We start from the raw sequence: 25,008 nt of genomic DNA on the forward strand, positions 1-25,008 counted from the left end.
GCCTGAGGCGGGCGCGTGACCCCGTCAGTTGGCCGCCTCCAGCCAAAGGTGCTTGATAGTCCGTGCTTCGCTCTCCGGTTTGTCGGCGAAGACCCAGCGGCCTCGCTCCAGCGCTTCCCCGCGCGCGGTCTGCTGCCGGGCAATGATCGCTTCCAGCAGGCGCGCGTGATCGTCGCTTCTGTCGAAGAGATGCGGCTCGCGGTCTGCGACATCGGCCAATATCGACATGTCGAGATAGCGGCCGAGCACGTCGACCAAGGCCTTGGCCTCCAGCTGCTTGGCATGCATGGCGGCCGGCCAGACATCGCGCAGCAGCATGTGATGCATCCAGTAATCCTGGCTGCGTTTGCGCAGATCATGAAAGCTCTCGACGTGGGCCGCTTCCGCATGGCATTCGGACAGCGCCTGCATCGCCTTGCGGACATTCTTGCGCCAGCTTTTCTGAAAGAGACGGGCCGTGTCGCGTCGGCCGCAGTCGAAGGATATCTCCTTCAACGCCTCGCGCGCCTCGGCACATATCGCGACTGCTGCCTGTGCCTTGTCTTCGAGATCGGTTTGCGCCGCCGCCAAGCGGTCGCGCCGGGTGGTCAGCAGATCGCTGACGCGGGTCAGCGCGTGCAGTTCTTCTGCGGATCTGGCGGTTGCCTGCAGGTAATGACCGATCTCGATCAGTGCGGTCGCATCGCGCACGCCGGAAAGCGTGCGTGCCATATTCCGAAGGCGGTCGTTTTCTCGCTGCTGAAATTCGCGCGCGACCGGAGCGATCAGCCGGTAGAGCGCGCGCACGCGCTTGATGTTCTTGCGGGCGTCGTGAACCGCTTCGTGCAGGCCCTGCGGTCTGTCCGTCAGTACGGCCATTGCCTTGCCGAGTTGATGCGCGGCTGCTTTGTGCACCTCGTCATCAAGGGCTCGGTCAGGCCGTATGCGATAGCTCATCGTACTCCTGCTCGAACTGCGTCGCGAGGGCCTGATTGGAATAGCGGTATTCGCCGGTTACCTCGCGTCCGATCCAGTCCGGCAGTTCCGGATTGTCGCTTTCGTCGTCCATTTCCACTTCAGCGATCACGAGGCCGCGATGGGCGCCGCGGAAGACATCGACTTCCCAGGTAAAGCCCTTGAACTGCACTTTGTGGCGGGTCTTCTCGATGACGAGGCCGATCGCCGTTTCCAGCAATTCCTCCGCCTCGTTGACGGGGATCTCATATTCGAATTCGTCCCTCGTCATCGACTTGCCGATCTTGATCGTCAAGGTTGCCTTGGTGTCGTTCGTCAGCCGTATGCGCACGGAACGGTCTGCCATGGAGGCAATATATCCTTGTCGCAGGATCAGCCGCTCCGAAACGGAATCACGCCAGTGATCGCCGCGCACCAGAAACTTTCGCTCGATCTCTTTTGCCATGCGTTTGACATGCTCCACCGGCACAGATTGGAACAGACTATAGCAAGTTGCCGCAATTTCCTACCCGTCGTATTTAAAGCGAGCTTTTGTCTCGACAAGCACCTTCGGGAAGGCTATTCGAAAGCCGGATTTCAATCGTTTTAAAGGGAGTGCACCGACCATGGGCGAGAAAACCGAGAAGCTTCTTTCCATCCTCAAACTGCAGCCCGTTGTTCCCGTGCTGATCGTCGACGATGCGAAATCGGCCGTGCCGCTCGCCCGTGCGCTCGTTGCGGGCGGTCTCAAGGCCATCGAGATCACGCTTCGCACCGCCGGTGCGCTGGATGCGATCCGTGCTGTCGCCGAAGAAGTCGAGGGTGCCGAAGTCGGCGCCGGCACGATCCTCAATGTCAAACAATGGGACGCGGCCGTCGAAGCCGGTTCGAAGTTCATCGTCAGCCCCGGCACGACGCAGGAACTGCTTGATGCTGCGCGCGGTTCGCATGTGCCGCTGCTGCCGGGTGCCGCAACGGCCAGCGAAGTGATGGCGCTGCGGGAAGAGGGCTATACGGTACTGAAGTTCTTCCCGGCCGAGCAGGCCGGCGGTGCTTCCTATCTGAAGGCCCTGTCATCGCCGCTCGCCGGCACGGTCTTTTGCCCGACTGGCGGCATCTCGCTGAAGAACGCCCATGACTATCTGTCGCTGCCGAACGTCATCTGTGTCGGCGGCTCCTGGGTTGCGCCGAAGGAGTTCGTTGCATCGGGCGATTGGGCCGGGATCACCAAGCTTGCCGCCGAGGCCGCCGCGCTCAAGGGCTGAGCGGCTGCCTCCCGTCGGTTTCGAAGGCGCGCAGGCTTCTGCACGCCTTTTTGCATTCTGCGGATTGGTATTTGCGGTTGCGCTTCCTATCTCCCTGTCACCATCAAAGGACGGAGGACCATCCATATGATCGACGCCCGCAAGCTTCTTGACCAGTTCCTGGGATCGCAGGTTCCGGGAGTGCAGGGGACCGTGAGAGACAGGGCAACCCAGGCCATCAATCTTGCCAGGGACAATCCGATGGCGACGAGCGCCATCGCTGGCGTGCTGCTGGGGACGAAGACCGGACGCCAGGTCGCCGGAAATGCGCTGGCGCTCGGCGGTCTCGCAGCCATCGCAGGCCTCGGCTATCAGGCCTACAAGAACTACCGCGACGGCAATCAGCCGCAGCCAGAGCCGCAGTTCCTGCCGCCGCCGTCGGATTCCGGCTTCAGCACAGCGCCGGCCGTCGCCAGCAATGATTTTACGCTTTCCCTGGTGCGGGCCATGATTGCGGCCGCCCGCGCCGATGGCCATATCGACGATGCGGAGCGTCAGCGCATTCTCGGCAAGGTACAGGAGGCTGGTGTCGGATCGGAGGCGGAAGCCTTTTTCCAGCGAGAGCTTGCCAATCCCGTCGATCTCGATGCCATCGTCGCTTCTGCAAAGACCGAGGAACAGCGGGTGCAGGTCTATACCGCTTCGCGGCTGGCGATCGAGCCGGATTCGCGGGCTGAGCGCGGCTATCTCGATCTGCTTGCCGGCCGCCTCGGTCTGGCCGATGCGCTTGTCGATCATATCGAAGCGACCGTTGCCGGCGCTAAAGTCTGACGCGTGTGACGATAGGGCCGGTTGCCTTTCCTCGGCAGCTGGCCTAAGCCTTCGCCGGAACTCATGTCAGGGCGTCAGGGATGGCTACATTGACGGATAAGAAAAGCGAGACCCGCTCGGCGGCGATTGCAGCCGGCGTTATCCTGCTGGTTGCGACAGCCGTGCTTTACCTGATGCCGAACGTCATCGTCTGGCTCGGAGACATTTCGCCATGGCTCGGCACCGGTTTCGGCGTGCTCGTCATCCTGGCCTTCTTCTTCGTGTTCTGGATGCGGGCGCGATACCAACGGCGCAACGGGCCGTAAGCTCCAACGTAAAGCTCTCCCAAACCCTCGGAAATCGCTCAGTTCTGCAGCGAGGCGCCGAGCAGGATGATGCCCGTGCAGATGACGAGCAGCGCGCCGAGGATCTCGATGCCGTTGCCCACCCAAACCGAAAGTCTCGAGCCCTTGCCGGTGAAACGCACGGCGGTGCCTTTCGCGAAGACAGCGATGATGGCAAGCAGCGAGACGGTCAGCGCGGTACCGATCGACATGGCGAGGACCGATAGCAGGCCACCAAGATAGAGCCCGTTCAGCATCGAAAAGGTCATGACAAGGAGCGCGCCGGAGCAGGGACGCAGCCCGACGGCGGCGATGGCGGACCAGGCCTCGCGGGCACTGAACTTTTCGTTCGACAGCATTTTCGGATCGGGAAGATGGGCGTGGCCGCACGTTTCGCAGTAGGCGCCGTCGCCGCTCGTATGAGCGGGATCATAGCATTGATAGCCGCCGGCGGCGGGCATGGCGGCGCTGCTGCGCGCAAAACCTCTTGCCGAATCCGTGCCCGTCGCTGCTCCCTCGAACAGAGAAAGGCTGATTGGCCCGGCCGACGTCGCAAGCTGCATGTCTTGACGTTGCGCCCGGCTCTGCATCATCGCCCGCAGCTTACGGAACAAGAGCCAGCTGCCGAACAGGATGACCATGACGAAGCTTGTGATCTCCATGGCATTAGTCGCCATCGTCATGGTGATGCCAGACCCGCGCAGGACGAAATAGGCGGCGCCGACAACAAGGACGGCGACGAGGCCCTGGATGAGCGCAGAGACGAAGGAGATGCCGATGCCGCGTTTCAGCTCGATCTCATTGGCGACCATGTAGGAGGAAATCACCGCCTTGCCGTGGCCGGGGCCGGCGGCATGGAAAATGCCATAGGCGAAGGAAAGGCCTATCAGCGTCCAGAGCTGCCAGGGGTCCTGGCGCATGGCCTCGATCGACTTGGTGAGCGCACGATAGAAGGCCTGCTGCTCGTAATTCACATAGAGAAAGATTGGCGCCAGCGGGCCGCCCATCGGCTGGAAGCTCGGCTCGGCGGTGCCGATGCCAAGTGGCGAGCCGGCAGCATGGGCGAGACCGGCTGCCGCCAGAAGGGCGACAGCTGCGGCCGGCGCGAGCGTCCTTATTCTCGAAATCAGCATTGCACATCTATCCGCGTTGCAAAGAGTTTCGACATGGTCGTCCCCGTCGGATCGTTGAAGAAGGCATCCGTCAATGTCGACCTGTTTTCGGCGATGACTTCATCCGGATTGGGCCGGACGACCTTATGCGTGCAGCTTTTGAAGGCATCGCCCTCCGTCACCAATTCATTGTCGCTCGGGAAATCGATCGAGGTATAGAGTGTCGGGTCGTAGATGCCGAAGCTCAGCTTGTTGCCCTTGGCGAGCGGCATCGGCTCGGCCGGTTTGACGGCGAAGAACATCAGGAGCTGGCCATCGCGGAAGTCGACATTGATGATATCGGGCTTGTCCACCTTGATCGTTTTGCCATTGAGCGTCAGGTTCGCATAATAGTCGTAATCGGCCAATGACTCGCGCACCGTCTTGCCGACTTCTTTCAGCTCGTCAGGGTCGAGCTTCAGATTGGTGTTCTTGTCGAAATCCATGAGGACGGAGGAAGAGAACACCTCGTCGAAGCGCCAGACGTTGCGCAGCTCCTGCACATTGCCATCCGCGCCGGCGAGCACTTCCAGACGGGCTTCCACGAAAATATGCGGATGCGCTGATGCTATGGCCGGCGCAAGCAACAGGCCGCCGGTCATGGCAACAGCGTGGATGATCGTGGATTTTCTCATGCGTCCGATGTGTTTCGTGAGCATTGATTCACTTCGTTTTCTGGTCAGGAAATGAGACGGAATTGGGACCGGGCGGCCAACCTTGCCCGTTCAGCCGTTCTTGCGGAACCAGTTGTGCAGGTAGTCCACAAAGATGCGCACCTTGGCCGGGAGGTAGCGGCGGTGCGGGTAGACGGCATAGATGCCGCGGTCCGTCGGCAGGTAGTCATTGAACAGCGTCAGCAGCTGTCCGCTTTCGATCGCCTTGCGGCCGATGAAATCCGGGACGATGGCAACGCCGAGATCGGCGAGCGCCGCACGCAGCGTTGCATGCGGGCTATTGACCTCGAGCGTGCCGTTGATAGCGACGTTGAAGGTCGTGCTGTCGGCATCGACGAAGCGAATAGTGCCTTGCGAGCGGGTGTTGGTGTCGATGATGAAGGGAATGCGCGCAAGGTCAGTCGGATGTTCCAGCGTCGGATAACGATCGAGGAACGCTTGCGTCGCGCAGAGATGGACGCGGAAATCGGAAATCTTGCGGGCAATCATGCCGGAGTCTTCGAGTTTGGTGATGCGCACGGCGACATCGAAGCCTTCCTCGATCAGGTCCACGAAGCGGTCGTCGGCAGCGATTTCCAGCGCAAGATCGGGATTCTCCTTGGCGAAGTCGATCAGCGACTGCCCGACATCGGCGTCGACAAAGGTGCGCGGCACGGAAACACGCAGCCGACCTTTAAGTTGCTGGTTGTTCTCGCGCACCAGGTCGGCGAGATTGTCGATCTCCTTCAGGATGTCGGAGGCGGTACGATAATAGGTATGGCCGGCCTCCGTCATGGAGAATTGACGCGTGGTGCGGTTCAACAGCAGCGCGCCGAGCTCGTCTTCCAATTCCCGGACATATTTCGACAAGAGCGCCTTGGAGCGGCCGGTCTTGCGCGCGGCTGCCGAAAATCCCTCGGCCTCGACCACGTCGATGAAGGCGCGAATCCGGGTCAAAGTGTCCATGGTGAAGCCTCCCGCTAACTGTTTCCGGATGTTGAACAAAATGCTTCGATTTGTTCAATTATTTTTTTCGGGCATGGGAGAAAAATTTTCTTGATTATGTCGGCGAATATTCCTATTTCGAGGTCAGCCCAAAGTCGCACGTGCCCGTGGGTGTCCGCCGATCCTCGATGTGGTGAGAAAATCGGTAAGGTACCTGGAATTAACCCCTCCAGTCGCTATTCCGGCCAACCGGAAAATGCGAGGACATCTGAAGCAACGACGGTGCGGGCCTTTTTGTTCTCTCCCGGCTTTCCATCAGCCGGGGTTACTGAAGAGGCACACCTTCATTGCCGGAAGTGCGGTTGGGATATTCCCTCCAATCCATGGCAGACAAAGCGAATTAGCGCCGCTTGCGGCACTGGTTCATCATCCGCGCTTCGCGCATTTGCACGGTACCGGGGTCTCCACCGGCTGGTTCCTGAGCGAGTGAGCGTCGCCCTTTGTCCTCTGGGTTTTCCCCGGAGCCTTTGGAATTTGAAAGGGAATTGACATGACCACGCAACGTATTCGCGATTTCCTCGCTGCCCGACGTCCGGACGGTCCTTGCCTGGTGGTCGATCTCGATGTCGTCCGCGACAATTTTCACGCCTTCCGTCATGCCATGCCGGACAGCGCCATCTATTATGCCGTCAAGGCCAATCCGGCTCCGGAAGTGCTGCGCCTGCTCGCAAGCCTCGGCTCCAACTTCGATTGCGCGTCCGTCGCCGAAATCGAAATGGCGCTCGATGCCGGCGCGACCGCTCAGCGTATCTCCTACGGCAACACCATCAAGAAGGAGCGCGATATCGCCCGTGCGCATGCACTCGGTATCAACCTCTTCGCCGTCGACAGCCATGAGGAAGTCGAGAAGATCTCGCGTGCCGCACCCGGCGCCCGCGTGTTCTGCCGTGTCCTGACGGATGGCGAAGGCGCGGAATGGCCGCTGTCGCGCAAGTTCGGCTGCGTCCCGCAGATGGCCGTCGACGTTCTCGTCTATGCTCATCAGCTCGGTCTGGAATCCTATGGCGTGTCTTTCCACGTCGGCTCGCAGATGACCAAGGTCGATGCCTGGGACGATGCTCTTGCCGATGCCAAGCGGGTTTTCGTTTCGCTCGCCAAGCAGGGCATCCACCTGCAGATGGTCAACATGGGTGGCGGGTTCCCGACCAAGTATCTGCGCGACGTTCCCTCGGCCGAAGCCTATGGCAAGGCGATCTTTGCGTCTCTGCGCGCCCATTTCGGCAACCAGATCCCGCACACGATCATCGAGCCGGGCCGCGGCATGGTTGGCAATGCCGGCGTGATCAAGGCTGAAGTCGTCCTGATTTCCAAGAAGTCGGACAATGACGCCGCTCGCTGGGTCTTCCTCGATATCGGCAAATTCGGCGGTCTCGCCGAAACCATGGACGAGGCGATCCGCTATCCGATCCGCACGACGCGCGACGGCGACGAGATGGAACCCTGCGTCATTGCCGGCCCGACCTGCGATTCGGCCGACGTGCTCTATGAGAAGAACCTCTATCCGCTGCCGGTGTCGCTCACCATCGGCGACGAGGTTCTGATCGAAGGCACCGGCGCCTATACCACGACCTACTCGGCTGTGGCGTTCAATGGCTTCGACCCGCTGAAGGCCTACATTATCTAAGGTCCGGCAGGGATCTGAAGTTCGACAAAGCCGCCCCCGTAACCATCCGGGGCGGCACCCTCACAATAGTTCGTCACCACCGCTGATAACGGTATTGGGCACGGGAGGCCGAGATGGCCGCTGTTCTTGATTCTGTCCGCGCATTCTTTGCGCCGTCCACATTCACTCTCGACCTGGAAAACGCAGGCGATGTCGTTGCGCGCGAAAACCTACTGGATCGCGCCATGGGTCCCGACCGCCGCAAGAAGTCGTCGGAAAAGCTGCGCCAGGGCCGCGTGCCGGCTGAAGGTCTGGCAATCGTCGCGCGCGATCGCGCCGGCCATGTCATCGGCACGGTTCGCCTCTGGAACGTCGAAGCCGGCGTCGATCGGGAGACGCGCCCGGTCGAGGCGCTGCTGCTCGGCCCGCTGGCGATCGATCCCGCCTATGAAGGTAAGGGCATCGGCTCGGCGCTGATGCGCGCCGCCATCCTGGAAGCCAAGAAGCGCGGCCATGGCGCGATCCTGCTCGTCGGCGATGCGCCTTACTACGAGCGTTTCGGCTTCTTTGCCGCAAAGACGCGCCATCTCGTCATGCCGGGGCCGTTCCAGCGCGAGCGCTTCCTGGCCCTCGAGCTCAAGGAAGGGTGGCTCGACAGCGCCGCCGGCATGATCGTCGCCAGCGGCCGCAAACTGGCCCAGCCGCCGATAGCAAAGGCTGCATAAAGGACTCGAACAGTCTCGACGTATTATAAGGCCTCCGCCGCCCGGTCGGAGGCCTTATTATTTCGCAGCCTTCACGCTGTCCTTTGTCGGGTCATAGCCATCCGTCAGCGTTTTCAGGAAGGCGACGACATCGGCTATCTCGGCGTCGTTGAGGGCTGGGGCATCGCCGGGCTTGCGGTTCATCGGGGCGTCGATGACATCGATATTCGCCCGATACTGCGCTGGCAAATCATCATATTTCAGCACCTTGCCGCTCGCATCCTTCGGATAGATCTCATCCGGGTTGGTATCGCGCTTGACATAGAAACGGGTCACATCCTCAAGGCTCCGATAGACGCCATTGTGGAAGAAGGCATGGCGGGCCGCGACATTGCGCAGCGTCGGCGTCTTGAACAGCCCGCAATTCTGCGGCTGGGCGGAATAGGTGTCGTTGCGCAGCGGGCCGCAAATGCCGGTGTCGTAGTAATGCGCATCGGCATTGGCCGGAATGGCCGGATTGCGCGGTGCGGCGAGTGCCTCGAACTCGAAATCGGTAAAGTTGGGCATCTGCCCGTCGCCGGTCATCTTATCGAGATGGCAGGAGGCGCAATTGCCCTTGTTCGCATCGTCGAAGAGCTTCAGACCCCGCGCTTCTGCATCCGTCAGCACTGCCTTGCCGCGCAGATAGTAGTCGTACTTGCTGGTATAGGGATGGAAGGAGCTGTCCTCGATCTGATAGCGGGCGAGCGCGAAGCCGATCTCGGAGATCGTCATGTCCTGATCGCTGAGGATATTGTCGCCGAAGAGCGCCGAAATCTCCTTGCCGTAACTCTCTTTCAGCTTGGCATAGACGGTGGCCGCATCGGCATTCGCCATCTCGAAGGGTGAGATCATTGGCTGCAGGGCCTGTTCCTCCAGCGAATCGACACGCCCATCCCAGAACATGCCGCCCTGCGGCACGAGGTTTGCTGCGGCTGCCGCATCGGCCTTGACGACGGCCTGGGCGGTCATCGGGCCGGCGACGGCGGCCGGAGCATTGGCCAGAGCCACGCCCGACGCTTCGGTCATCGGCGATGCTTCCGCCGCTTCGTCGGCAGCGCTCTCTTCTCCGATCGAGAAGGATGGCGTCGACATTTTGTAGGCGAGGCTCGGCACTGCGCGGATACCCGGCTGATCGAGATGCGGGCCACCGAGCTGGACGGCACGGTCGTTGGCCGGCGCGTAGTGGTTGGCCGGATCGTGACAGGTCGCGCAGGACATCTGGCCGCCGCCCGAGAGTGACGGATCGAAGAACAGCTTCTTGCCGAGTTGCGCCACCGCGCTCAGCGGCGCCTGGTCATCATAGCCATCGGTTGCCGAAGCACTGGCGGCCGGTTCGTTTGCCATGCCTGCAGCCGCACCCGCAAGCGACAGGCCCGCGAGTGCGATGAGCGGCAGGAGACGGCGGTAGGTCAGGGGCATTTCCGTCTCCCTTCTGGATTTACGATGCCTGGTTGCCGGTCTTTGGATCGAGGATCAGCTTCGGCGCGTCACCTTTGGACCAGTCGAACATGGTGTTCAGCGAGCCCGAGAGCACATCGAAGGAGCCGCCGCCGAGGCGGGCGCCGCCCATCCAGTTATCTTCGATGAAGCGCATGACGGAGGTCTGGTCCGTCAGCGTGTGATCGACGAAGTTGACCTTGGCATAAGGCGAGATGACGAGCAGCGGCTGGCGCGTGCCGTAGCCGCACCGTCCCTGCGCCGGCTGGCCGTTGACGCCGGGCAGGGCAGTGCCGGTGGAACAGCCGTCGCCGCTCAGAACGTCATAGCCTTTGACGGGGATTTTCGACGGATTGACGACCGCATGGGCATGATCATACCAGCCGTCGGAATCGTCGTAGAGGATAATGATGGCGGTGTCCTTCCAGTCCGGCGAATTCTGCACGGTGTTGACCACCTGTGTGACGAATTCCTGCTCGTCGAGCGGATCGGAATAGCCGGCGTGGCCATCTTGATAGGCCGGTGCCTTCAGGAAGCTGACGGCGGGCATATTGCCGTTCTTCAGGGCCGCGTAGAAATCCGTCATGTCGTACTGGTGATTTGCCGCATCGGTCGTGCCGATCGTTGCCACCGAAGACGGACGCGCATGTGTCGGGTTGGCCGTTGAGGCGTAATACTGGAACGGCTGGTGATGCGGAATATAATCGGTGTAATTGACCTTGGTGATGGCCGATGTAGTCGCGCGCTTGCAGCCGGTCGTGCCGTCCGGGTTGGTCTGCGAGAGGTCGAAGCCGCCCTCGAAGAAGCCCCAGGTGATCTTGTGCTCGTTCAACATGTCGCCGATGTTCTTGCCGTACATCAGCGCCGTCTGGCCGACCGAACAGACGTCGCCCGTCGGATCGAAATCGCTGATCGCGGTCCAGCCGCCATTGCCGTCGGGCACGATGCGGCCCTTGGAATAGGTGCCGTCGCTTTCCAGCGTATAGCCGGGCGGCAGGATGGCGCCATTGGTCTGGCCGGAGATCAGGTTCAGCGCGCCGGGGGTCGAAGGGCCGAAATTGGTGGAGAAGGAATTGTCGTTCAGCGCATAGTGCTGGGCATAATTCCAAAGGGCCGTGACGGTGTTACCGTCGTAATAGCCCATGACCTGACCCTTGGTGCCGAAGGCGCCGGCAGCACCCTTGGTGCCCTTGCCGGTATTGGCGGGGAAGAGGTCCATGGCGAAGTTGTTGTAGGCGGCCTGTTCGGCGGTATAGCCATGGTTCTGCGACTGGGTTGCGGCCTGCGTGCGGTCGAGCCGGAAGGGGGCTGCCGCATCGGCGCCGTTTGCCGTGTTGGTTTTGTTCGGATTGTTGTCCAGAAGACCGGCATTGGCGAGCGTATTGATATCGGTCGGCGTGTTGTCGGCGGCCTTGAATGCCGGTTCGCCATCGACGTTCGCTGCCTTGGGGTAGGTCGCGAAATAATGGTCGAAGGAGACATTTTCCTGGAAGATAACGACAAGATGCTTGATGGGGGTCGCGGTATTCGGCGCCGGCGCCATATCGGCGGCACCGGCGGCGGAACAGAGCAAAACAAGGGTAAGCGCGCTGCCGGCTTTAAGGGCGGCGCGACGTGAAAAACTGGTCATCGTCATATCCTCTTCGAGTGGGGGCATTGCTCCGGCGCATTTGCGCCACGCCGGGCATAGAGAACCCTTTCGAGCTATCAATGGAGCATGACAGTTCCATGAAGGGTAAGGGGAGCGTTTCCGGTGCTACCTTATGTCACGGACTGGTGGCGGGGCGCTTCCTCACCCGCCCTCGTGCTTCGAGACGGCCCTTCGGGCCTCCTCAGTATGAGGGCTGATCTGCGTGCCTCGTCACGGAACTTGCTCCGCCTCATGGTTAGGTGCAGCGGAAGAGCACCGAAAACGACGATGCCTCGAACCACGAGGTGGCCACAGTCCCAGGCGAAATCAGATATTCTGATCCATCGTCTCGGCCGGGATCTCGTCGGCGCGATGGATACGGACAACTACAGCCGGTACGCCTGCGACCGTGCAATGCGGCGGTACGGGTTTGACGACGACGCTGCCAGCGGCAACCTTGCTGAAGGCGCCTACCTCGATATTGCCGAGGATCTTGGCGCCGGCGCCGATCATCACGCCGTGGCGGATCTTCGGATGACGATCGCCGCTCTCCTTGCCGGTGCCGCCGAGCGTCGCATTCTGGAGGATGGACACTTCATCCTCGATAACGGCGGTTTCGCCGATGACGATGCCGGAGCCGTGGTCGAGCATGATCGACGTGCCGATCTTCGCAGCCGGATGGATATCCGGGCCGAAGACGAGAGAAACGAGATTGGAGAGCCAGCTGGCGATTTCCTTGCGGCCTTCCGCCCAGAGCGCATGAGCGATGCGGTGCGTCTGCAGGGCATGGAAGCCCTTCAGGTTCAGCAATGCGTGCAGGTAGGTCGTGCAGGCGGGGTCGCGGGTTCGCACCGCGACAAGATCCGCTTCCGTTGCCTGCAGGATGACGGGATATCGCTTGAGTACATCGGACAGCAGCGAAAGCATGTCACCATGCTCGATCCTGACGACGCAGAGCCGGGCGGCGAGAATGTTGGCAAGGCTTTCGGCATTGGAGTTTCCGTCAAGCAACTGCGCTCGCAGCAGCGACGCAAGCGTCGGCTCGCGCGCCGCCAGTTCCGCGGCTTCGCAACGGATCACGTCCCAGACATTTTCGGCTGGGGCAGGCGCATTTCCGGCGATTGCCGTTCCTGACTGAGGCATGATCCCGTCTCTCTGTATCTCATTGTTTTCACGCAATTCCGGACGGAAAACCGCTGCGCACTTTTCCTGGAATTGCTTTAACCGGAAATGTCCACAACGCCGCAGTCGCCGGCTTCGGAGGCGAAGGCGAGCAGCTTGCCGGACTTGCTCCAGCTCATCGATGTGATCGCACCCTTGCCGGGCCGGCGCAAGAGCGCTTCCTTGGCGTCGCCGATGCGAACCGCAAGGATCATACCATCGATGAAGCCGATGGCGAGAATATCCTCGGCGGGATGAAATTTCACGGAAGTCGCCATGATGTTCGCGCGCGTGCCGAGCTCGAGCGGCGCCTTGCCCATCGGGCCGTCCTTGCCCTGGAAGGGCCAGACGATCGCGGCCGGTGCGCCGGAGGAGGCAAGCCACTTGCCCTTGTTGGACCAGGAGAGCGACTTCACCTTGGCGGGATAGCCCGTCATGCGCATATGGCGGGCTTCGGCGCCGGGCTTCGTGTCCATCTTCCAGCCGTGCAGGGCGTTTTCCTGCATGGTGGTGACGATGAACTGGCCATCCGGGGAGAAGGTGACGCTCGTATGGGCACCCTTCCATTCCAGGTTGATCGGCTGCGCGCTCATGCCCACCCAGTGCAGGGATACGCCATTATAGCGGGCAACCGCGATGCGCAGGCCCTTTGGTGCAAAGGCAATGCCTTCGACGGTGCGTTCTTCCGGAAACTCTTTCGTCGTCCCATCGGAGAGCCGTACGAAGGTGCTCTTGCCATAGGAATAGGCGACGGAGCCCTGCGGGCCGGCTGCAAGCTGACTGATCCATTTGCGCGGCGCTTCGGCCAGTACCGCCGTGCTGCCGTCGGCTGCGATCCTCAGAACCTTGCCGTCCTCGCCGCCCGAAATCAGGCTTTCGCTATAGGGATCGCGGATGCAGGTCAGCATCCCCTGATGGGCTTCGGTAACCTTCTCGCCACCTTCGAGGCGGTGGATCGCGCCGGCGGCGCTGGCGAAGAAGGGGGTGTCACCTAAAAATTCGACGGCCAGAACGTGGCCGTCGATATCAAGCGGAGCAACAGTCGGCATCAGGCAGACGCCTCACACGCCTTGAAGCTGGCTTCCAGCTTTTCGCGGTCGAGCTCGCGGCCGATGAAGACGAGGCGACTTTCATGCTTCTCGCCGTCCTTCCAGGGGCGCTGATGATCGCCTTCGATGATCATGTGCACACCCTGAACGACGTAGCGCTCCGGATCGTCCTTGAAAGCGATGATCCCCTTGAGGCGCAGGATATTCGGGCCTTGCGTCTGCGTGACCTTCTGGATCCAGGGGAAGAAGCGCTCCGGGTTCATCTCGCCGCCACGCAGCGAAACCGACTGCACGGTGACGTCGTGGATCGGCGACAGGCCGTGGTGATGATGGTCGTGATCGTGGTGGTGATGATCATGATCGTGGTCATGGTGGTGGTGATCGTGATCATGGTCGTGATGGTGATGATCGCAATCCGGGCCGCAGACGTGATCCTCGTGGCCATGCTCGAGGAAATGCGGATCGTTTTCCAGCGCGCGTTCCAGATTGAAGGCGCCCTGGTTCAGCACCCGGGCGAGCTCCACGCCGGAGCGGGTCGTCTTGTAGACGCGGGCAGCCGGGTTGATGGCGCGGACGATGTCCTCGATCTGTGCGAGCTCTTCCGGAGAGACGAGATCGGACTTGTTGATGACGACGACGTCGGCAAAGGCGATCTGATCTTCAGCCTCGCGGCTGTCCTTCAGGCGCAGCGGCAGATGCTTGGCGTCGACGAGCGCTACGACGGCGTCGAGTTCCGTCTTAGCGCGGACGTCGTCGTCCATGAAAAAGGTCTGGGCGACCGGAACCGGATCGGCAAGGCCTGTCGTTTCGACGATGATGCCGTCGAAGCGGCCGGGGCGGCGCATCAGGCCTTCGACGACGCGGATGAGGTCGCCGCGCACTGTGCAGCAAACGCAGCCATTGTTCATTTCGTAGATTTCTTCGTCCGACTCGACGATGAGATCATTGTCGATGCCGATCTCGCCGAATTCGTTGACGATGACGGCGTATTTCTTGCCGTGGTTTTCCGAAAGGATGCGGTTGAGCAGCGTCGTCTTGCCGGCACCGAGATAGCCGGTGAGAACGGTGACGGGAACGGGCTTTTGCGTGGCTGTTTCGGTCATGGGAGCCTCGAAATATGGAAGGTTGCCCCGGGGAGCAGACATTGGTCGGGTTCCATATAAGGAGTTGGCGACGCCAGTTCAAAGGCTTTTATATGTTATAAGATCACATTGGGTTGCGGGCAGGCGGATTGACCCTGCGCTTAAGTCAGGGTCGTCGCATCGAATTTATTGATATCCTCAAGCAGTTCGACGAGACCTTTGACGGCATGCGCAATCAATCGCTCCCCTTTTTCCGCCGTGGCCACGGCCGCGTTGCCGACCACACCCTGGCTGCTCAGATCGGCCATTTTCCAGCCGAAGGCGTGAGGTCCATAGGCGCGCAGATGCTTGAAGCCCTTGATGAACTCTGATTGCCGTGACGGGAAGTTTGCCGCCTTCGATATGTCAACCTTTTCCGGATGGAGGGCAAGCATGACCGATGTCTCGATATCGCCGCCGTGAATGTCGATGGCTTTGTCATCCGGCGCAATCAGCCCATCCGGCATGCCGAAACGCGTCCAGCTGGTGGCGACCGCCAGCATGTCGAAGCGCACGCGCGCTTCCGTTGCGACGATGGTCATCAGCGGCGAGTTGCCGCCATGAGCATTCAGCATGACGAATTTGCGGATGCCGAGATTGTTCATCTGCTCAGCAATGCCGAGCCAGCGCCGAACAGCTTCGTCGAAGGTCAATGTCTTTGTGCCGGCGACATCCATATGTTCGATGGAATAGCCAACCGGCTCGACGGGCAGGAAGGTGACGGGTAGATTTGCCGGCAAGGCAACCTTGAGGCGTGAGACGATTCCGTCGGCGATGAGTGCGTCGGTTTCGAATGGCAAATGCGGGCCGTGTTGCTCATAGGCGCCAAGTGGCAGCACCGCGATCCATTTTGTTCGCTCTTCGGGTGTCAATGTTTCATCATTGTCATCGAAACATGGCAAAGGATGCACCATCTGAGGGTGTGCCTCTTGTTTATGTCAGTAACCTGCGCAATGTCATAGCGTGATGACTTCGCGGCGAAAAGGTCAACGGAATCACGATGGGCAAAAAGAACAAGGTCGGGAAGAAAAGTAAGTCAGGTAAGAAGAAGGATCACCGAGACTACACGCTTGCCGATCTGTCGCCGGCATTGACGCAGGCGGCGCGGTCCATGCGCACGGTGATGACGCGCAGCCTGACGGCGAGCGGCCTCTACGCCGGGCAGGACGGTGTCATTCTTGCGCTTGCGGCAAGCGATGGTCTTCCGGCCGGTACGCTGGCGCAAAAGCTCGGTGTCAAGGCGCCGACGATGACGCGCACGATCGGCCGCATGGAGGCGCAAGGCTTCGTCGAACGGCGGCCAGATGCGGACGATGCCCGTCTGACCAAGGTCTATCTGACCGAAGCAGGGCGAAACAGCGTCAGCGAAATCGAAAGTTCGGCTGCCAGCTGCGATGAGCTTGCTACCCGTGGCTTCTCGGAAAAAGATATTCGTTCACTCGTGCGCCTGCTCAAAACGATCGAGCATAATCTCCAGGCGGCCGATGGCGACGAGGATGATGACGAATTCTGAGAATCCTCAAGAATTCGTGTTGCGCGGCGTGATTAAAGCTTTTAATTAAAGATTTTAAATTCCGGAATCGTAAAACGAACGGGATATGTTACGGTTGCGTTTCACGGGAGGGCGCGCGTGGCGCAAAAGATAAAGCTTTCTACGATTGCGGAAACGCTGGGTATTTCAACGGCAACGGTATCTCTGGCCTTACGCGACAGCCCATTGGTTGCGGTCAACACGCGCGAGAAGATCAAGGATCAGGCCCGCGCGTTGGGCTATATCTACAATCGCCGTGCGGCGAGTCTCAGGACATCGCGATCGGGCATCATCGGTGTCGTTGTTCATGACATCATGAACCCTTTCTATGGAGAAATCCTGAAGGCAATCGAAAGCGAGCTCGATCGCAGCCGTCACACCTTCATCCTTTCCAATCACTATGATTCGGTCGAAAAGCAGCGGACCTTCATCGAGACGCTGCTGCAGCTCGGCGGTGACGGTGTCATCATGTCGCCGGCGATAGGAACGCCGCCGGAGGATTTCGAGCTGGCGGAAGAAAACGGCATGCCGGCCATTCTGGTGGCACGACAGATCGAAGCGCTGGATCTGCCGACCTTTCGTGGCGACGACAGTTACGGCATCTCGCTTGCAACCAACCATCTGATCAGCCTTGGCCACCGCTCCATTGCCATGATCGGGGGCACCGATCAGACCTCGACGGGGCGCGACCGTTACCAGGGCTATGTGAATGCGCTGCGCAAGGCAGGCATCGAGGTCGACCCCAATCTGCGCATTCCCGGCGCCCGTTCCAAGCAAGGCGGCTTCGAGGCGGCGGTGCATTTCCTGTCGTTGCCGCAGAAGCCGACAGCCGCCGTCTGCTGGAACGATCTGGTCGCCATCGGTCTCATGAACGGCATTTCACGCGCCGGCCTCGTCCCGGGGCGGGACATTTCCGTCACCGGCTATGACGATCTGGAGGAGGCGGCGATCGCAACGCCGGCGCTGACCACCGTCTGGAACGGTCAGGCCGAGGTCGGAAGGCTTGCAGCGCGCGCGCTTTTGGATAGGCTGGCGGGAAGCCATGAGCCGGACGGTATTCATCTGATCAAGCCGGAAATGCGCATCCGCCAATCGACGGCGCCTTATAAAGCTCGCTAGCAGCGGTTCGGCGCCGAACTGTCTCTCAAGAGGAAAGATCCATGTCCGATAATCGCATCGCCGTCCTCGTTCCGGGGAAGATACACCCGCGTGTCCTTGAAAGGCTCGGGAAGCAGTTCGATATCGTTTCCGTCGAACGCGATGGCGGTCCGAAGGTCGATGCGGAAACCGCAGCCCGCATCCGCGGCGTTGCCGTTGCAGGCAGCTTCAATGCGAGCTGGATCAATGCCTTTCCGAATGTCGAAATCATTGCCAATTTCGGCGTCGGCTATGATGGCGTCGACGTCAAGCACGCAGCCTCCAAGGGCATCGTCGTCACCAACACGCCTGATGTCCTGAATGATGAGGTCGCCGATACTGCGATCGCCCTGCTGTTGAACACGCTGCGGCAATTTCCGAAGGCGGAGACTTGGCTGCGCGAGGGGCGCTGGGTCAAGGAAGGGGCTTTTCCGCTCTCGCCCTTTTCGATGAAGGGACGCCGCATCGGCATCAACGGTCTCGGTCGCATCGGCCTGGAAATCGCGAGAAGGCTGGAGCCGTTCAAGGTGAAGATCGGCTATCACACCCGCACGCCGCGTGATTCGCTGCCCTATGACTACTATCCGACGCTGAAGGAGATGGCGCAGTCGGTGGATACGCTGATTTCCATCGTGCCGAAGACGCCCGAGACGCACAAAGTCATTAACGCCGAGATCCTGTCGGCGCTCGGGCCGCAGGGCGTGTTCATCAATGTCGGCCGCGGCTGGTCCGTCGATGATGATGCGCTGATAACAGCCCTCGGCAACGGTACGCTGGGCGCTGCCGGCCTGGATGTCTTCTACGACGAACCGAATGTCCCGGCCGGATATCTCTCGCTGCCGAATGTTTCCCTGCTACCGCATGTGGCCTCGGCCTCGGCGCCGACGCGCGATGCCATGGCCGATCTCGTCGTCGACAATATCATCGAATGGTTCGCCAAGGGTGAGCCTATGACGCCGGTGCCGGAAACCCCGGTTAAGCCGCGCGGCTGATCATATGGCTTTTTGCGGATACGGAGCGACCGCTGGCCGCTCCTTGCCAGCCGCATAATCGCGCACGGCATCGCCGAAGGCGGTGAAGAGCTTCAGCGACGGCGAATCCGTTTCGGCCCAATATTCCGGATGCCATTGTACGCCGACGGCAAAGGCCTTGGCGCCGATGACGGAAACGGCCTCGATCGTACCATCCTCGGCCAGCGCTTCCACCTGCAGTCTCGGCGCGGTATCGGCGATCGCCTGGCGATGCAGCGAATTGACACGCACTTCACCCGGCCCGACGACGCGGGCGATGCAGGAGCCTTCCTTGACGAAGACGCTCTGGCGGATGGAATACATCGTGTCGCGATCGACATTCGGCGGCTTGCGATGGTCCCAGATGCCCGGCTGGTCCTGGATTTCGCTGGCCAGCGTGCCGCCAAGCGCGACGTTCAGTTCCTGAATGCCGCGGCAGATGGCGAGCATCGGAATGGCGCGATCGATGGCGCGGCGGATGAGCGGCAGCGAAGTCGCGTCGCGCGCCGGATCGAAAGGACCGTCGCTTTCAAGCGCTTCCTTTCCATAGAGCGATGGATGCACATTGGTTGCGGAGCCGGAAACGAGCAGCCCGTCCACCCGGTCGAGAATGGCGTCCACATCGTTGCCATCCTCAAGCGCGGGAACGATCAGCGCCATCAACCCAGCCGCTTTGACCGCTGCGCGGACATATTGCAGCTGAACCGCATGCCAGCTGGTGCCGTCGAACTCGCGGATATCGGCGGGAATGGCAATGATCGGTCTGGGCATGCAAGGCTCCGAAGGCAGCAGACATTTTTTCATTGGACCTCTGGACGATCATGATGTCGATCCGAGGGGGGATTTACGCCTTACGAACTTACGCGAATACGGCCCGGCCGGCAACGCGCAGAGGTTTTCGCAAGGCTTTGTTCAGGCTCGTTACGCCGATGTACAGGAATCGCCATAATGCGGTGCAAGAGCAAACTTGAAAGACCGGGTGCGGCATGGTTAGTTCCATCGCTTGCGCCGTGACGGGGGACGCGCCGTTCCCCAGCAATGCCGTCCGTATGGGAGAATTCGATGGATCGCCGTTCCTTCATCAGGCGGGCAGGAGCTGTTGGCGCAGGTGCTGCCGCTTCCGCGCTTGCGAGCCCGGCTCTTGCGCAGGAATATCCGAAGATCACCTGGAGGATGACCTCCTCCTTTCCCAAGAGCCTGGACACGATTTATGGCGGCGCGGAAGATATCGCCGCGCATGTTTCCGACGCGACCAACGGCAATTTCGTCATCCAGACCTATGAGGCCGGTGAGATCGTGCCCGGTGCGCAGGCGGCCGATGCAGTCAGCGCCGGCGCCGTCGATGCCGCGCACACCTGCTCCTATTATTTCTGGCAAAAGGATCCGACCTATGCCATCGGCACGGCGCTGCCGTTCGGCCTCAACGCCCGGCTGACCAATGCCTGGTTCTACCAGGGCGACGGCAACAAGCTGATGAACGAGTTCTACGCGACCCAGGGCATCTTAGGGCTGCCCGCAGGCAATACCGGCGCGCAGATGGGCGGCTGGTTTCGCAAGGAAATCAATACGCTCGACGATCTCAAGGGGTTGAAGATGCGCATCGCCGGCCTGGCCGGCAAGGTGATCGAGAAGATCGGTGTCGTCCCGCAACAGGATATTGCGGTCAACGGTGTCTATGATGCCCTGAGCAAGGGTACGGTCGATGCGGCCGAATGGGTCGGCCCCTATGACGACCTGAAACTCGGGCTGCAGAAGATCGCGAAGTATTATTATTATCCGGGCTGGTGGGAAGGTGGCGCCGTGGTGCATGCCTTCTTCAACCTGGAAAAATGGAATGCCTTGCCGAAGAACTATCAGGCAATCCTTGGCGACGCCTGCGCCTTCGCCAACACCAACATGCTGGCGAAATACGACGTCAAAAATCCCCAGGCGCTGAAGGATATCGTGCAGCAGGGGGTGACGCTCAGACCTTTCAGCCAGGAGATCATGGAGGCCTGCTTCCAGGCAGCCGGCGCGCTTTATGCCGATCTTTCCAAATCAAATGATTATTTCAAGCGCATCTATGAGGATCAAGTCGCCTACAAGAAGGATGCCTATCTTTGGATGCAGCTTTCCGAGTATACTTTTGATACCTTCATGATGATCCAGCAGCGGGCGGGCAAGCTGTAATCGTATTTCATAGGTCTTTTGAGATATATTGTTTTCTTTATTAGTGATTTAAATATTATATCCGTCTCGGGGGAGGCCGGGAATCATTGTGCCAGTGCAGTGCTGATCATGATCCAGCTTCAACTTAAGCTGCCGCTTTGACTGGAAAATCTGTCCGAATGGGCTCTGTTCGGGCAAGTAAATTTTAAAGGGTTTCCACTAGGGTGTCCGCCGCATCAGGGGAAGTCTGAATGAAGCCTCCAAGCCCGGACACCGTGCCGACGGATGTTTATCTGTCGTTCGTCAGTTCGCTTTTCGGAAATCGCAAAACGCTCTTTACGGGCGTGTTCGTTCATATCCTGACATATGTCCTCGTTTTCCTGAGCACGCATGCCGGCATCTATCTGGCCTTTTGCGTGGCGATTGCTGTTGTCTTTGGCTTACGCATCCATTTGTTCCGGCTGTTCGACGCCGCGGATAAGAATGATCTTACGCGCGTCGATATTGCCGGCTGGGAAACGCGCTATGTGATCGGCGCGGCGGCGACGGCGGCCATCCTCGGCATCGGCAGCGGCTATGCCATCCTCATCCTGCAGAATCCGCTGGCGGAATTCATCTGCGTCGCCGTCACGATGGCGTCGATGGTGTCGATCGTCGGCCGCAACTATGGTTCGCCTCGCGCGGTCGATCTTCAGATTCTGTGCTGCTGCGTGCCGATCATCATTGCCTGCCTGCTGCTGCAGCAACCTTACAAGGCAATCGCCTCCCTCATGCTCATTCCGTTTGGGCTGACGACACGCGCAATGGCGAATGGCATGCGCGAATTTCTCTACCGGAACATCATCGCTTCGCGCGAGATATCGCTGATGGCCGACAGGTTCGACACCGCGCTGAACAGCATGACGCACGGGCTGTTCATGCTTGATGCCCAGAACCGCATTCTGGTCGTCAATCGCAAGGCATGCGAGCTCCTTAATTTTGCCGATCCGCAGCGGCTCAAGGACTGCGAATTCGATGTCGTTCTGCGCTACGGCGCGCGCCATGCCTTCATCGACGGATCGCTGCCCGGACTTATCCAGCGGCAGCTGGCACAGCTCGTCAGCGGCACGCTGTCGCGAACGCTCATTCAATTCAACGAGGATCAGTTCCTCGAATTTTCGGCCAGCCGCCGCGCCGACGGAATCGTGATCCTGATTTTCGAAGATGTGACGGTGCGCGTTCGGGCGGAGCGCAAGATCCTGCATATGGTGCGCTACGACCCTTTGACGGGACTGCCGAATCGCGAATATTTCATGGATCTGGTCAAGGAGAGGCTGGCTGCGCGCAAGCGGGAAAGCCGCATCGGCATTCTGGTTCTCGATATCGATGACTTCAAGCACGTCAACGATACCAAGGGGCACGTTGCCGGCGACCGCCTGCTGGTCGCCATAGCCGAGCGCCTGAAGCAGCTTGCCGGCGCCGCAGCGATTGCCGCTCGTCTTGTCGGCGATCAATTCGTGCTGTTCTTTCCGAATGAAGACGATGCTCCTGATATCGATGCCCGCATCCGCACCCTGCATGCGGCAATGGCCGGCACCTACAGCGTGGCAGACAGCAGTTTCCGGATTTCCGTCAGCGGCGGATACATGACCGTGTCCAGCCGGGAGTTTCGCCCGGAGGAGTGGCAGATCAAGGTCGATCTCGCGCTTTTCGATGCCAAATCGCGGCTGAAGGGCGGCTGCAGCGCCTTCGAGGAGGAGATGGACGCACGCTATGTCGAGCGGCAGAAGCTGAAGGATGATTTGCGCGAGGCGGTGGAAACCGGCAGGCTTCAGGCCGTCTATCAGCCGATGTTCACGCCCGATGGCTCCCGCATCGAATGCTGCGAGGCGCTTGCACGCTGGATTCATCCGGAAAAGGGCTCAGTCCCGCCCGATCTTTTCGTACAGGTTGCCGAGGAAATGGGCATCGTCGCCGGCATCACTCGCTTCATGGTCAACCAAGCCTGCAACGATTGTGCTTCATGGCCTGCGCCGCTCGCGGTTTCCGTCAATCTCTCGGCGCAGGATCTGCGCAATGGCGAGATTGTCAAAATCGTCATGGCGGCGCTTGATGCGTCAGGATTGGAGCCATCCCGCCTGCATCTCGAGGTTACTGAAAGTTGCCTGATGGACGAGGTGGCGACCGTTCGCTCCATCCTCGCCGATCTGCGCGCCAAAGGCATCACGATTGCGATCGACGATTTCGGAACGGGATTTTCGAGCCTCAGCTATCTCGATACCCTGCCTGTGGATGTCGTGAAGATCGACAGGTCTTTCGTTCGTGATATCACGACGGATAGCCGCCGTTTCAAGCTGCTATGCGGTATCGTCGATCTTTCCCGCGCGCTCAGCCTTCATATCGTGATCGAAGGCGTCGAGACGCTGGAGCAGCTGGCATTGGTGGTCGAGCGGAACCTGGCGGATATCATCCAAGGCTATGTATTTTCGCCGCCGGTGCCGCAGGAGCAGGTCATCGAGAGAGTGGCCAGTCTCAACCGGCGGCAGCCGGGCGCCGGCAGAATCCTGCCGTCCGATGTCACGACCTAGCCGGCGTCATCGTTTCGATGCGGGCGTCTTCGAAATCCCTGGCGATTCCGTCAGCCAACGCCCGCCTGCGACCTTCTCGTGCATTGCATTTTTCCTCGCTTTGTGTAACCCCTCGGTGGAGGAAATTGGTTGCGGCATCCCGTTGCGGGGTGTTTCAACTTTTGAGGACGAGCTCCAGCTGGCAGTTATATCGTCTGTCGGCGGAGAGGATTGAGGGGAGAATTCTGAATGGCCGAACATCATACTGGACCCGCCGAAGTGGGCGCTCCCATGGACTACAAGGAGCATGAGAAGACCTACAATCTTTTCATCTCGGGCGCCAAGGTCGGATCTGCGATCGTCGCCGCATTGTTGATTGCCATGGCGGCCGGTTTCTTTGGCCATGCCGGTTTCCTCGGCGGCGTCCTGATATTCATTGTTCTGACCATCGCCAGCGTCGTCCTGTTGCGCTGATATTGCAGCGCTGACCGATGCCGGGCCAATTGCCCGCGCTTTCCCATGATTCTGCAGACTACAGCGCCGCCGCATTCGGGAGCGGCGCCGTCTGATGCGAGGTGTCGTCGTTGAGCAATCTGGTTTTCGTGGCCAAGGAAAGCGTGGCGGAGGAGACGCGTGTTGCGGCTTCCGTCGAGACGGTGAAGAAGATGAAGAACCTGGGTTTCGACGTGGTGATCGAAGCCGGTGCGGGGGCTTTATCGCGCATTCCGGATACCGAATATGAAGCCGTCGGCGCACGGATCGGTTCCATCAAGGATGCGAAGGCGGCGGATGTCATTCTCAAGGTGAGACGTCCGACGAGCAAGGAGATCTCCGGCTACAAGAGCGGCGCGATCGTCATCGCCATCATGGACCCTTATGGCAACGAGGCCGCTCTTGCGGAGATGGCGCGCGCAGGGCTGACAAGCTTCGCCATGGAGCTGATGCCGCGCATCACCCGCGCGCAGTCGATGGACGTCTTGTCGTCGCAGGCCAATCTCGCAGGGTATCAGGCCGTGATCGAGGCTGCTGCCGTCTATGACCGGGCGCTGCCGATGATGATGACGGCAGCGGGCACGGTGCCGGCGGCAAAGGTCTTCGTCATGGGTGCCGGCGTTGCCGGGTTGCAGGCGATCGCCACCGCACGGCGTTTGGGCGCGCTCGTTTCGGCGACGGACGTACGGCCGGCTGCGAAGGAGCAGGTCGCTTCGCTCGGCGCAAAATTCGTCGCGGTCGAGGACGAGGAGTTCAAGGCAGCTGAGACTGCCGGCGGCTATGCCAAGGAAATGTCGAAGGAGTATCAGGCGAAACAGGCGGCGCTCGTCGCCGATCATATCGCCAAGCAGGATATCGTCATCACCACGGCGCTCATTCCGGGCCGGCCGGCGCCACGCCTTGTCGGGCGCGACATGCTGAAGGCGATGCGCCCCGGCGCCGTGGCCGTCGATCTCGCGGTCGAACGCGGCGGCAATATCGAGGGTGCCGAATACGGCAAGATCGCCGATGTCGAGGGCGTCAAGGTGGTCGGATATCCCAATATGGCCGGCCGGATCGCGGCCAGCGCCTCGGCCCTCTACGCCAAGAACCTCGTTACCTTCCTGGAGACGATGGTCGACAAGGATACGAAGAGCCTTGCCCTCAACCGCACCGATGAGCTGATCAAGGCGACGATGCTGACCGACGGCGGCGAAGTCGTGAACCCGAATTTCGTCGATCCCGACCAGCCGACGATCAAGAAGGGAGATCTCTGAG

The 25,008-nt window shown here is 60.4% G+C and carries 24 protein-coding genes; 12 read left to right on the top strand and 12 right to left on the bottom strand.

Features of this window, described 5'->3' with window-relative positions; all coding sequences use genetic code 11:
* Window positions 1–24: 24 nt before the first annotated feature.
* Together GDN47_RS00675 and GDN47_RS00680 are read right to left on the bottom strand one after the other, a co-directional pair.
* Entirely contained in the window at window positions 25–936 is a 912-nt protein-coding gene (locus GDN47_RS00675; protein WP_113354927.1) for a CHAD domain-containing protein, read from the bottom strand.
* A complete protein-coding gene (locus tag GDN47_RS00680; protein WP_113330585.1) occupies window positions 914–1,399 on the bottom strand; it encodes a CYTH domain-containing protein in 486 nt (161 codons plus the stop codon). Before GDN47_RS00680 ends, GDN47_RS00675 begins: the two co-directional genes overlap by 23 nt.
* Window positions 1,400–1,559: 160 nt before the next feature.
* On the opposite strand from GDN47_RS00680, the gene GDN47_RS00685 reads away from it, so the two are divergent.
* From GDN47_RS00685 to GDN47_RS00695, 3 genes are all read left to right on the top strand, one after another.
* Entirely contained in the window at window positions 1,560–2,198 is a 639-nt protein-coding gene (locus GDN47_RS00685; RefSeq protein WP_113330546.1) for a 2-dehydro-3-deoxy-phosphogluconate aldolase, read from the top strand.
* Between the two features lie 126 nt (window positions 2,199–2,324).
* Entirely contained in the window at window positions 2,325–3,008 is a 684-nt protein-coding gene (locus GDN47_RS00690) for a tellurite resistance TerB family protein (protein WP_152092502.1), read from the top strand.
* A gap of 89 nt (window positions 3,009–3,097) precedes the next feature.
* Complete coding sequence (locus tag GDN47_RS00695) at window positions 3,098–3,313, top strand: cytochrome c oxidase subunit II (RefSeq protein ID WP_173002425.1); 216 nt, start codon at window positions 3,098–3,100, stop codon at window positions 3,311–3,313.
* Between the two features lie 38 nt (window positions 3,314–3,351).
* Here the strand turns inward: GDN47_RS00695 and GDN47_RS00700 are convergent, their stop codons facing one another.
* The 3 genes from GDN47_RS00700 to GDN47_RS00710 form a co-directional block, all read right to left on the bottom strand.
* Window positions 3,352–4,464, bottom strand: a complete 1,113-nt coding sequence (locus GDN47_RS00700; protein ID WP_145631858.1) for a nickel/cobalt transporter — start codon at window positions 4,462–4,464, stop codon at window positions 3,352–3,354.
* Complete coding sequence (locus GDN47_RS00705) at window positions 4,458–5,117, bottom strand: DUF1007 family protein (RefSeq protein WP_173002426.1); 660 nt, start codon at window positions 5,115–5,117, stop codon at window positions 4,458–4,460. The genes GDN47_RS00700 and GDN47_RS00705 overlap by 7 nt, the downstream gene beginning before the upstream one ends.
* A 90-nt stretch (window positions 5,118–5,207) precedes the next feature.
* Entirely contained in the window at window positions 5,208–6,101 is an 894-nt protein-coding gene (locus GDN47_RS00710) for a LysR family transcriptional regulator (protein ID WP_113330541.1), read from the bottom strand.
* A gap of 529 nt (window positions 6,102–6,630) precedes the next feature.
* On the opposite strand from GDN47_RS00710, the gene odc2 reads away from it, so the two are divergent.
* Entirely contained in the window at window positions 6,631–7,764 is a 1,134-nt protein-coding gene (gene odc2 / locus GDN47_RS00715; protein WP_112421581.1) for an ornithine/lysine decarboxylase, read from the top strand.
* Between the two features lie 113 nt (window positions 7,765–7,877).
* Window positions 7,878–8,468, top strand: a complete 591-nt coding sequence (locus GDN47_RS00720) for a GNAT family N-acetyltransferase (protein WP_113354932.1) — start codon at window positions 7,878–7,880, stop codon at window positions 8,466–8,468.
* A 57-nt stretch (window positions 8,469–8,525) separates the two neighbouring features.
* On the opposite strand, the gene GDN47_RS00725 is transcribed toward GDN47_RS00720, so the two are convergent.
* The 6 genes from GDN47_RS00725 to GDN47_RS00750 form a co-directional block, all read right to left on the bottom strand.
* Window positions 8,526–9,908: a cytochrome-c peroxidase gene (locus tag GDN47_RS00725; RefSeq protein ID WP_113354934.1), complete on the bottom strand. Its 1,383-nt coding sequence runs from the start codon at window positions 9,906–9,908 to the stop codon at window positions 8,526–8,528.
* A gap of 19 nt (window positions 9,909–9,927) precedes the next feature.
* Complete coding sequence (locus tag GDN47_RS00730) at window positions 9,928–11,556, bottom strand: phospholipase C (RefSeq protein ID WP_113355084.1); 1,629 nt, start codon at window positions 11,554–11,556, stop codon at window positions 9,928–9,930.
* A gap of 327 nt (window positions 11,557–11,883) precedes the next feature.
* On the bottom strand, window positions 11,884–12,699 hold the full coding sequence (gene cysE / locus GDN47_RS00735; protein ID WP_145631863.1) for a serine O-acetyltransferase: 816 nt from the start codon (window positions 12,697–12,699) through the stop codon (window positions 11,884–11,886).
* A gap of 77 nt (window positions 12,700–12,776) precedes the next feature.
* The gene (locus GDN47_RS00740; RefSeq protein WP_152092503.1) at window positions 12,777–13,766 is read right to left on the bottom strand and encodes a WD40 repeat domain-containing protein; all 990 of its coding nucleotides are present in this window, start codon (window positions 13,764–13,766) and stop codon (window positions 12,777–12,779) included.
* Complete coding sequence (locus tag GDN47_RS00745) at window positions 13,766–14,869, bottom strand: CobW family GTP-binding protein (RefSeq protein WP_069613312.1); 1,104 nt, start codon at window positions 14,867–14,869, stop codon at window positions 13,766–13,768. The genes GDN47_RS00740 and GDN47_RS00745 overlap by 1 nt, the downstream gene beginning before the upstream one ends.
* A 140-nt stretch (window positions 14,870–15,009) precedes the next feature.
* Complete coding sequence (locus GDN47_RS00750) at window positions 15,010–15,801, bottom strand: creatininase family protein (protein ID WP_145631867.1); 792 nt, start codon at window positions 15,799–15,801, stop codon at window positions 15,010–15,012.
* Window positions 15,802–15,887: 86 nt separating this feature from the next.
* Here GDN47_RS00750 and GDN47_RS00755 point away from each other — a divergent pair, with 86 nt between their 5' ends.
* The 3 genes from GDN47_RS00755 to GDN47_RS00765 all read left to right on the top strand — a co-directional run bounded on the left by GDN47_RS00755 (window position 15,888) and on the right by GDN47_RS00765 (window position 18,547).
* Window positions 15,888–16,400, top strand: coding sequence for a MarR family winged helix-turn-helix transcriptional regulator (locus tag GDN47_RS00755; RefSeq protein ID WP_113354942.1), 513 nt, complete (start codon window positions 15,888–15,890; stop codon window positions 16,398–16,400).
* Between the two features lie 117 nt (window positions 16,401–16,517).
* Entirely contained in the window at window positions 16,518–17,537 is a 1,020-nt protein-coding gene (locus tag GDN47_RS00760) for a LacI family DNA-binding transcriptional regulator (RefSeq protein ID WP_069613309.1), read from the top strand.
* 41 nt (window positions 17,538–17,578) lie between these two features.
* Window positions 17,579–18,547 (top strand): 2-hydroxyacid dehydrogenase, encoded by a 969-nt coding sequence (locus GDN47_RS00765; RefSeq protein ID WP_145631869.1) that lies wholly within the window; start codon window positions 17,579–17,581, stop codon window positions 18,545–18,547.
* Here GDN47_RS00765 and GDN47_RS00770 read toward each other — a convergent pair whose 3' ends face one another.
* Complete coding sequence (locus GDN47_RS00770) at window positions 18,548–19,336, bottom strand: gamma-glutamyl-gamma-aminobutyrate hydrolase family protein (RefSeq protein ID WP_113330583.1); 789 nt, start codon at window positions 19,334–19,336, stop codon at window positions 18,548–18,550.
* Window positions 19,337–19,627: 291 nt separating this feature from the next.
* Here GDN47_RS00770 and GDN47_RS00775 point away from each other — a divergent pair, with 291 nt between their 5' ends.
* The 4 genes from GDN47_RS00775 to GDN47_RS00790 all read left to right on the top strand — a co-directional run bounded on the left by GDN47_RS00775 (window position 19,628) and on the right by GDN47_RS00790 (window position 25,007).
* Window positions 19,628–20,734 (top strand): TRAP transporter substrate-binding protein, encoded by a 1,107-nt coding sequence (locus GDN47_RS00775; RefSeq protein ID WP_145316010.1) that lies wholly within the window; start codon window positions 19,628–19,630, stop codon window positions 20,732–20,734.
* 230 nt (window positions 20,735–20,964) lie between these two features.
* On the top strand, window positions 20,965–23,280 hold the full coding sequence (locus GDN47_RS00780) for a putative bifunctional diguanylate cyclase/phosphodiesterase (protein ID WP_145631871.1): 2,316 nt from the start codon (window positions 20,965–20,967) through the stop codon (window positions 23,278–23,280).
* Window positions 23,281–23,508: 228 nt separating this feature from the next.
* A complete protein-coding gene (locus tag GDN47_RS00785; protein WP_041677669.1) occupies window positions 23,509–23,733 on the top strand; it encodes an aa3-type cytochrome c oxidase subunit IV in 225 nt (74 codons plus the stop codon).
* 110 nt (window positions 23,734–23,843) lie between these two features.
* Window positions 23,844–25,007, top strand: coding sequence for a Re/Si-specific NAD(P)(+) transhydrogenase subunit alpha (locus tag GDN47_RS00790; RefSeq protein ID WP_113354955.1), 1,164 nt, complete (start codon window positions 23,844–23,846; stop codon window positions 25,005–25,007).
* The last annotated feature ends 1 nt before the right edge of the window (window position 25,008 follow it).

The organism is Martinezella dioscoreae (assembly GCF_009176305.1).
GTDB classification, from domain to species: Bacteria; Pseudomonadota; Alphaproteobacteria; order Rhizobiales; family Rhizobiaceae; genus Rhizobium; species Rhizobium dioscoreae.

Excerpts from the sequence above, each read along its gene's own strand:
- GDN47_RS00675 (WP_113354927.1), bottom strand. The coding sequence starts at position 936 with ATGAGCTATCGCATACGGCCTGACCGAGCCCTTGATGACGAGGTGCAC.
- GDN47_RS00680 (WP_113330585.1), bottom strand. The coding sequence starts at position 1,399 with ATGGCAAAAGAGATCGAGCGAAAGTTTCTGGTGCGCGGCGATCACTGG.
- GDN47_RS00685 (WP_113330546.1), top strand. The coding sequence starts at position 1,560 with ATGGGCGAGAAAACCGAGAAGCTTCTTTCCATCCTCAAACTGCAGCCC.
- GDN47_RS00690 (WP_152092502.1), top strand. The coding sequence starts at position 2,325 with ATGATCGACGCCCGCAAGCTTCTTGACCAGTTCCTGGGATCGCAGGTT.
- GDN47_RS00700 (WP_145631858.1), bottom strand. The coding sequence starts at position 4,464 with ATGCTGATTTCGAGAATAAGGACGCTCGCGCCGGCCGCAGCTGTCGCC.
- GDN47_RS00705 (WP_173002426.1), bottom strand. The coding sequence starts at position 5,117 with ATGAGAAAATCCACGATCATCCACGCTGTTGCCATGACCGGCGGCCTG.
- GDN47_RS00710 (WP_113330541.1), bottom strand. The coding sequence starts at position 6,101 with ATGGACACTTTGACCCGGATTCGCGCCTTCATCGACGTGGTCGAGGCC.
- odc2 (WP_112421581.1), top strand. The coding sequence starts at position 6,631 with ATGACCACGCAACGTATTCGCGATTTCCTCGCTGCCCGACGTCCGGAC.
- GDN47_RS00720 (WP_113354932.1), top strand. The coding sequence starts at position 7,878 with ATGGCCGCTGTTCTTGATTCTGTCCGCGCATTCTTTGCGCCGTCCACA.
- GDN47_RS00725 (WP_113354934.1), bottom strand. The coding sequence starts at position 9,908 with ATGCCCCTGACCTACCGCCGTCTCCTGCCGCTCATCGCACTCGCGGGC.
- GDN47_RS00730 (WP_113355084.1), bottom strand. The coding sequence starts at position 11,556 with ATGACCAGTTTTTCACGTCGCGCCGCCCTTAAAGCCGGCAGCGCGCTT.
- cysE (WP_145631863.1), bottom strand. The coding sequence starts at position 12,699 with ATGCCTCAGTCAGGAACGGCAATCGCCGGAAATGCGCCTGCCCCAGCC.
- GDN47_RS00740 (WP_152092503.1), bottom strand. The coding sequence starts at position 13,766 with ATGCCGACTGTTGCTCCGCTTGATATCGACGGCCACGTTCTGGCCGTC.
- GDN47_RS00745 (WP_069613312.1), bottom strand. The coding sequence starts at position 14,869 with ATGACCGAAACAGCCACGCAAAAGCCCGTTCCCGTCACCGTTCTCACC.
- GDN47_RS00750 (WP_145631867.1), bottom strand. The coding sequence starts at position 15,801 with ATGGTGCATCCTTTGCCATGTTTCGATGACAATGATGAAACATTGACA.
- GDN47_RS00755 (WP_113354942.1), top strand. The coding sequence starts at position 15,888 with ATGGGCAAAAAGAACAAGGTCGGGAAGAAAAGTAAGTCAGGTAAGAAG.
- GDN47_RS00765 (WP_145631869.1), top strand. The coding sequence starts at position 17,579 with ATGTCCGATAATCGCATCGCCGTCCTCGTTCCGGGGAAGATACACCCG.
- GDN47_RS00770 (WP_113330583.1), bottom strand. The coding sequence starts at position 19,336 with ATGCCCAGACCGATCATTGCCATTCCCGCCGATATCCGCGAGTTCGAC.
- GDN47_RS00775 (WP_145316010.1), top strand. The coding sequence starts at position 19,628 with ATGGATCGCCGTTCCTTCATCAGGCGGGCAGGAGCTGTTGGCGCAGGT.
- GDN47_RS00780 (WP_145631871.1), top strand. The coding sequence starts at position 20,965 with ATGAAGCCTCCAAGCCCGGACACCGTGCCGACGGATGTTTATCTGTCG.
- GDN47_RS00785 (WP_041677669.1), top strand. The coding sequence starts at position 23,509 with ATGGCCGAACATCATACTGGACCCGCCGAAGTGGGCGCTCCCATGGAC.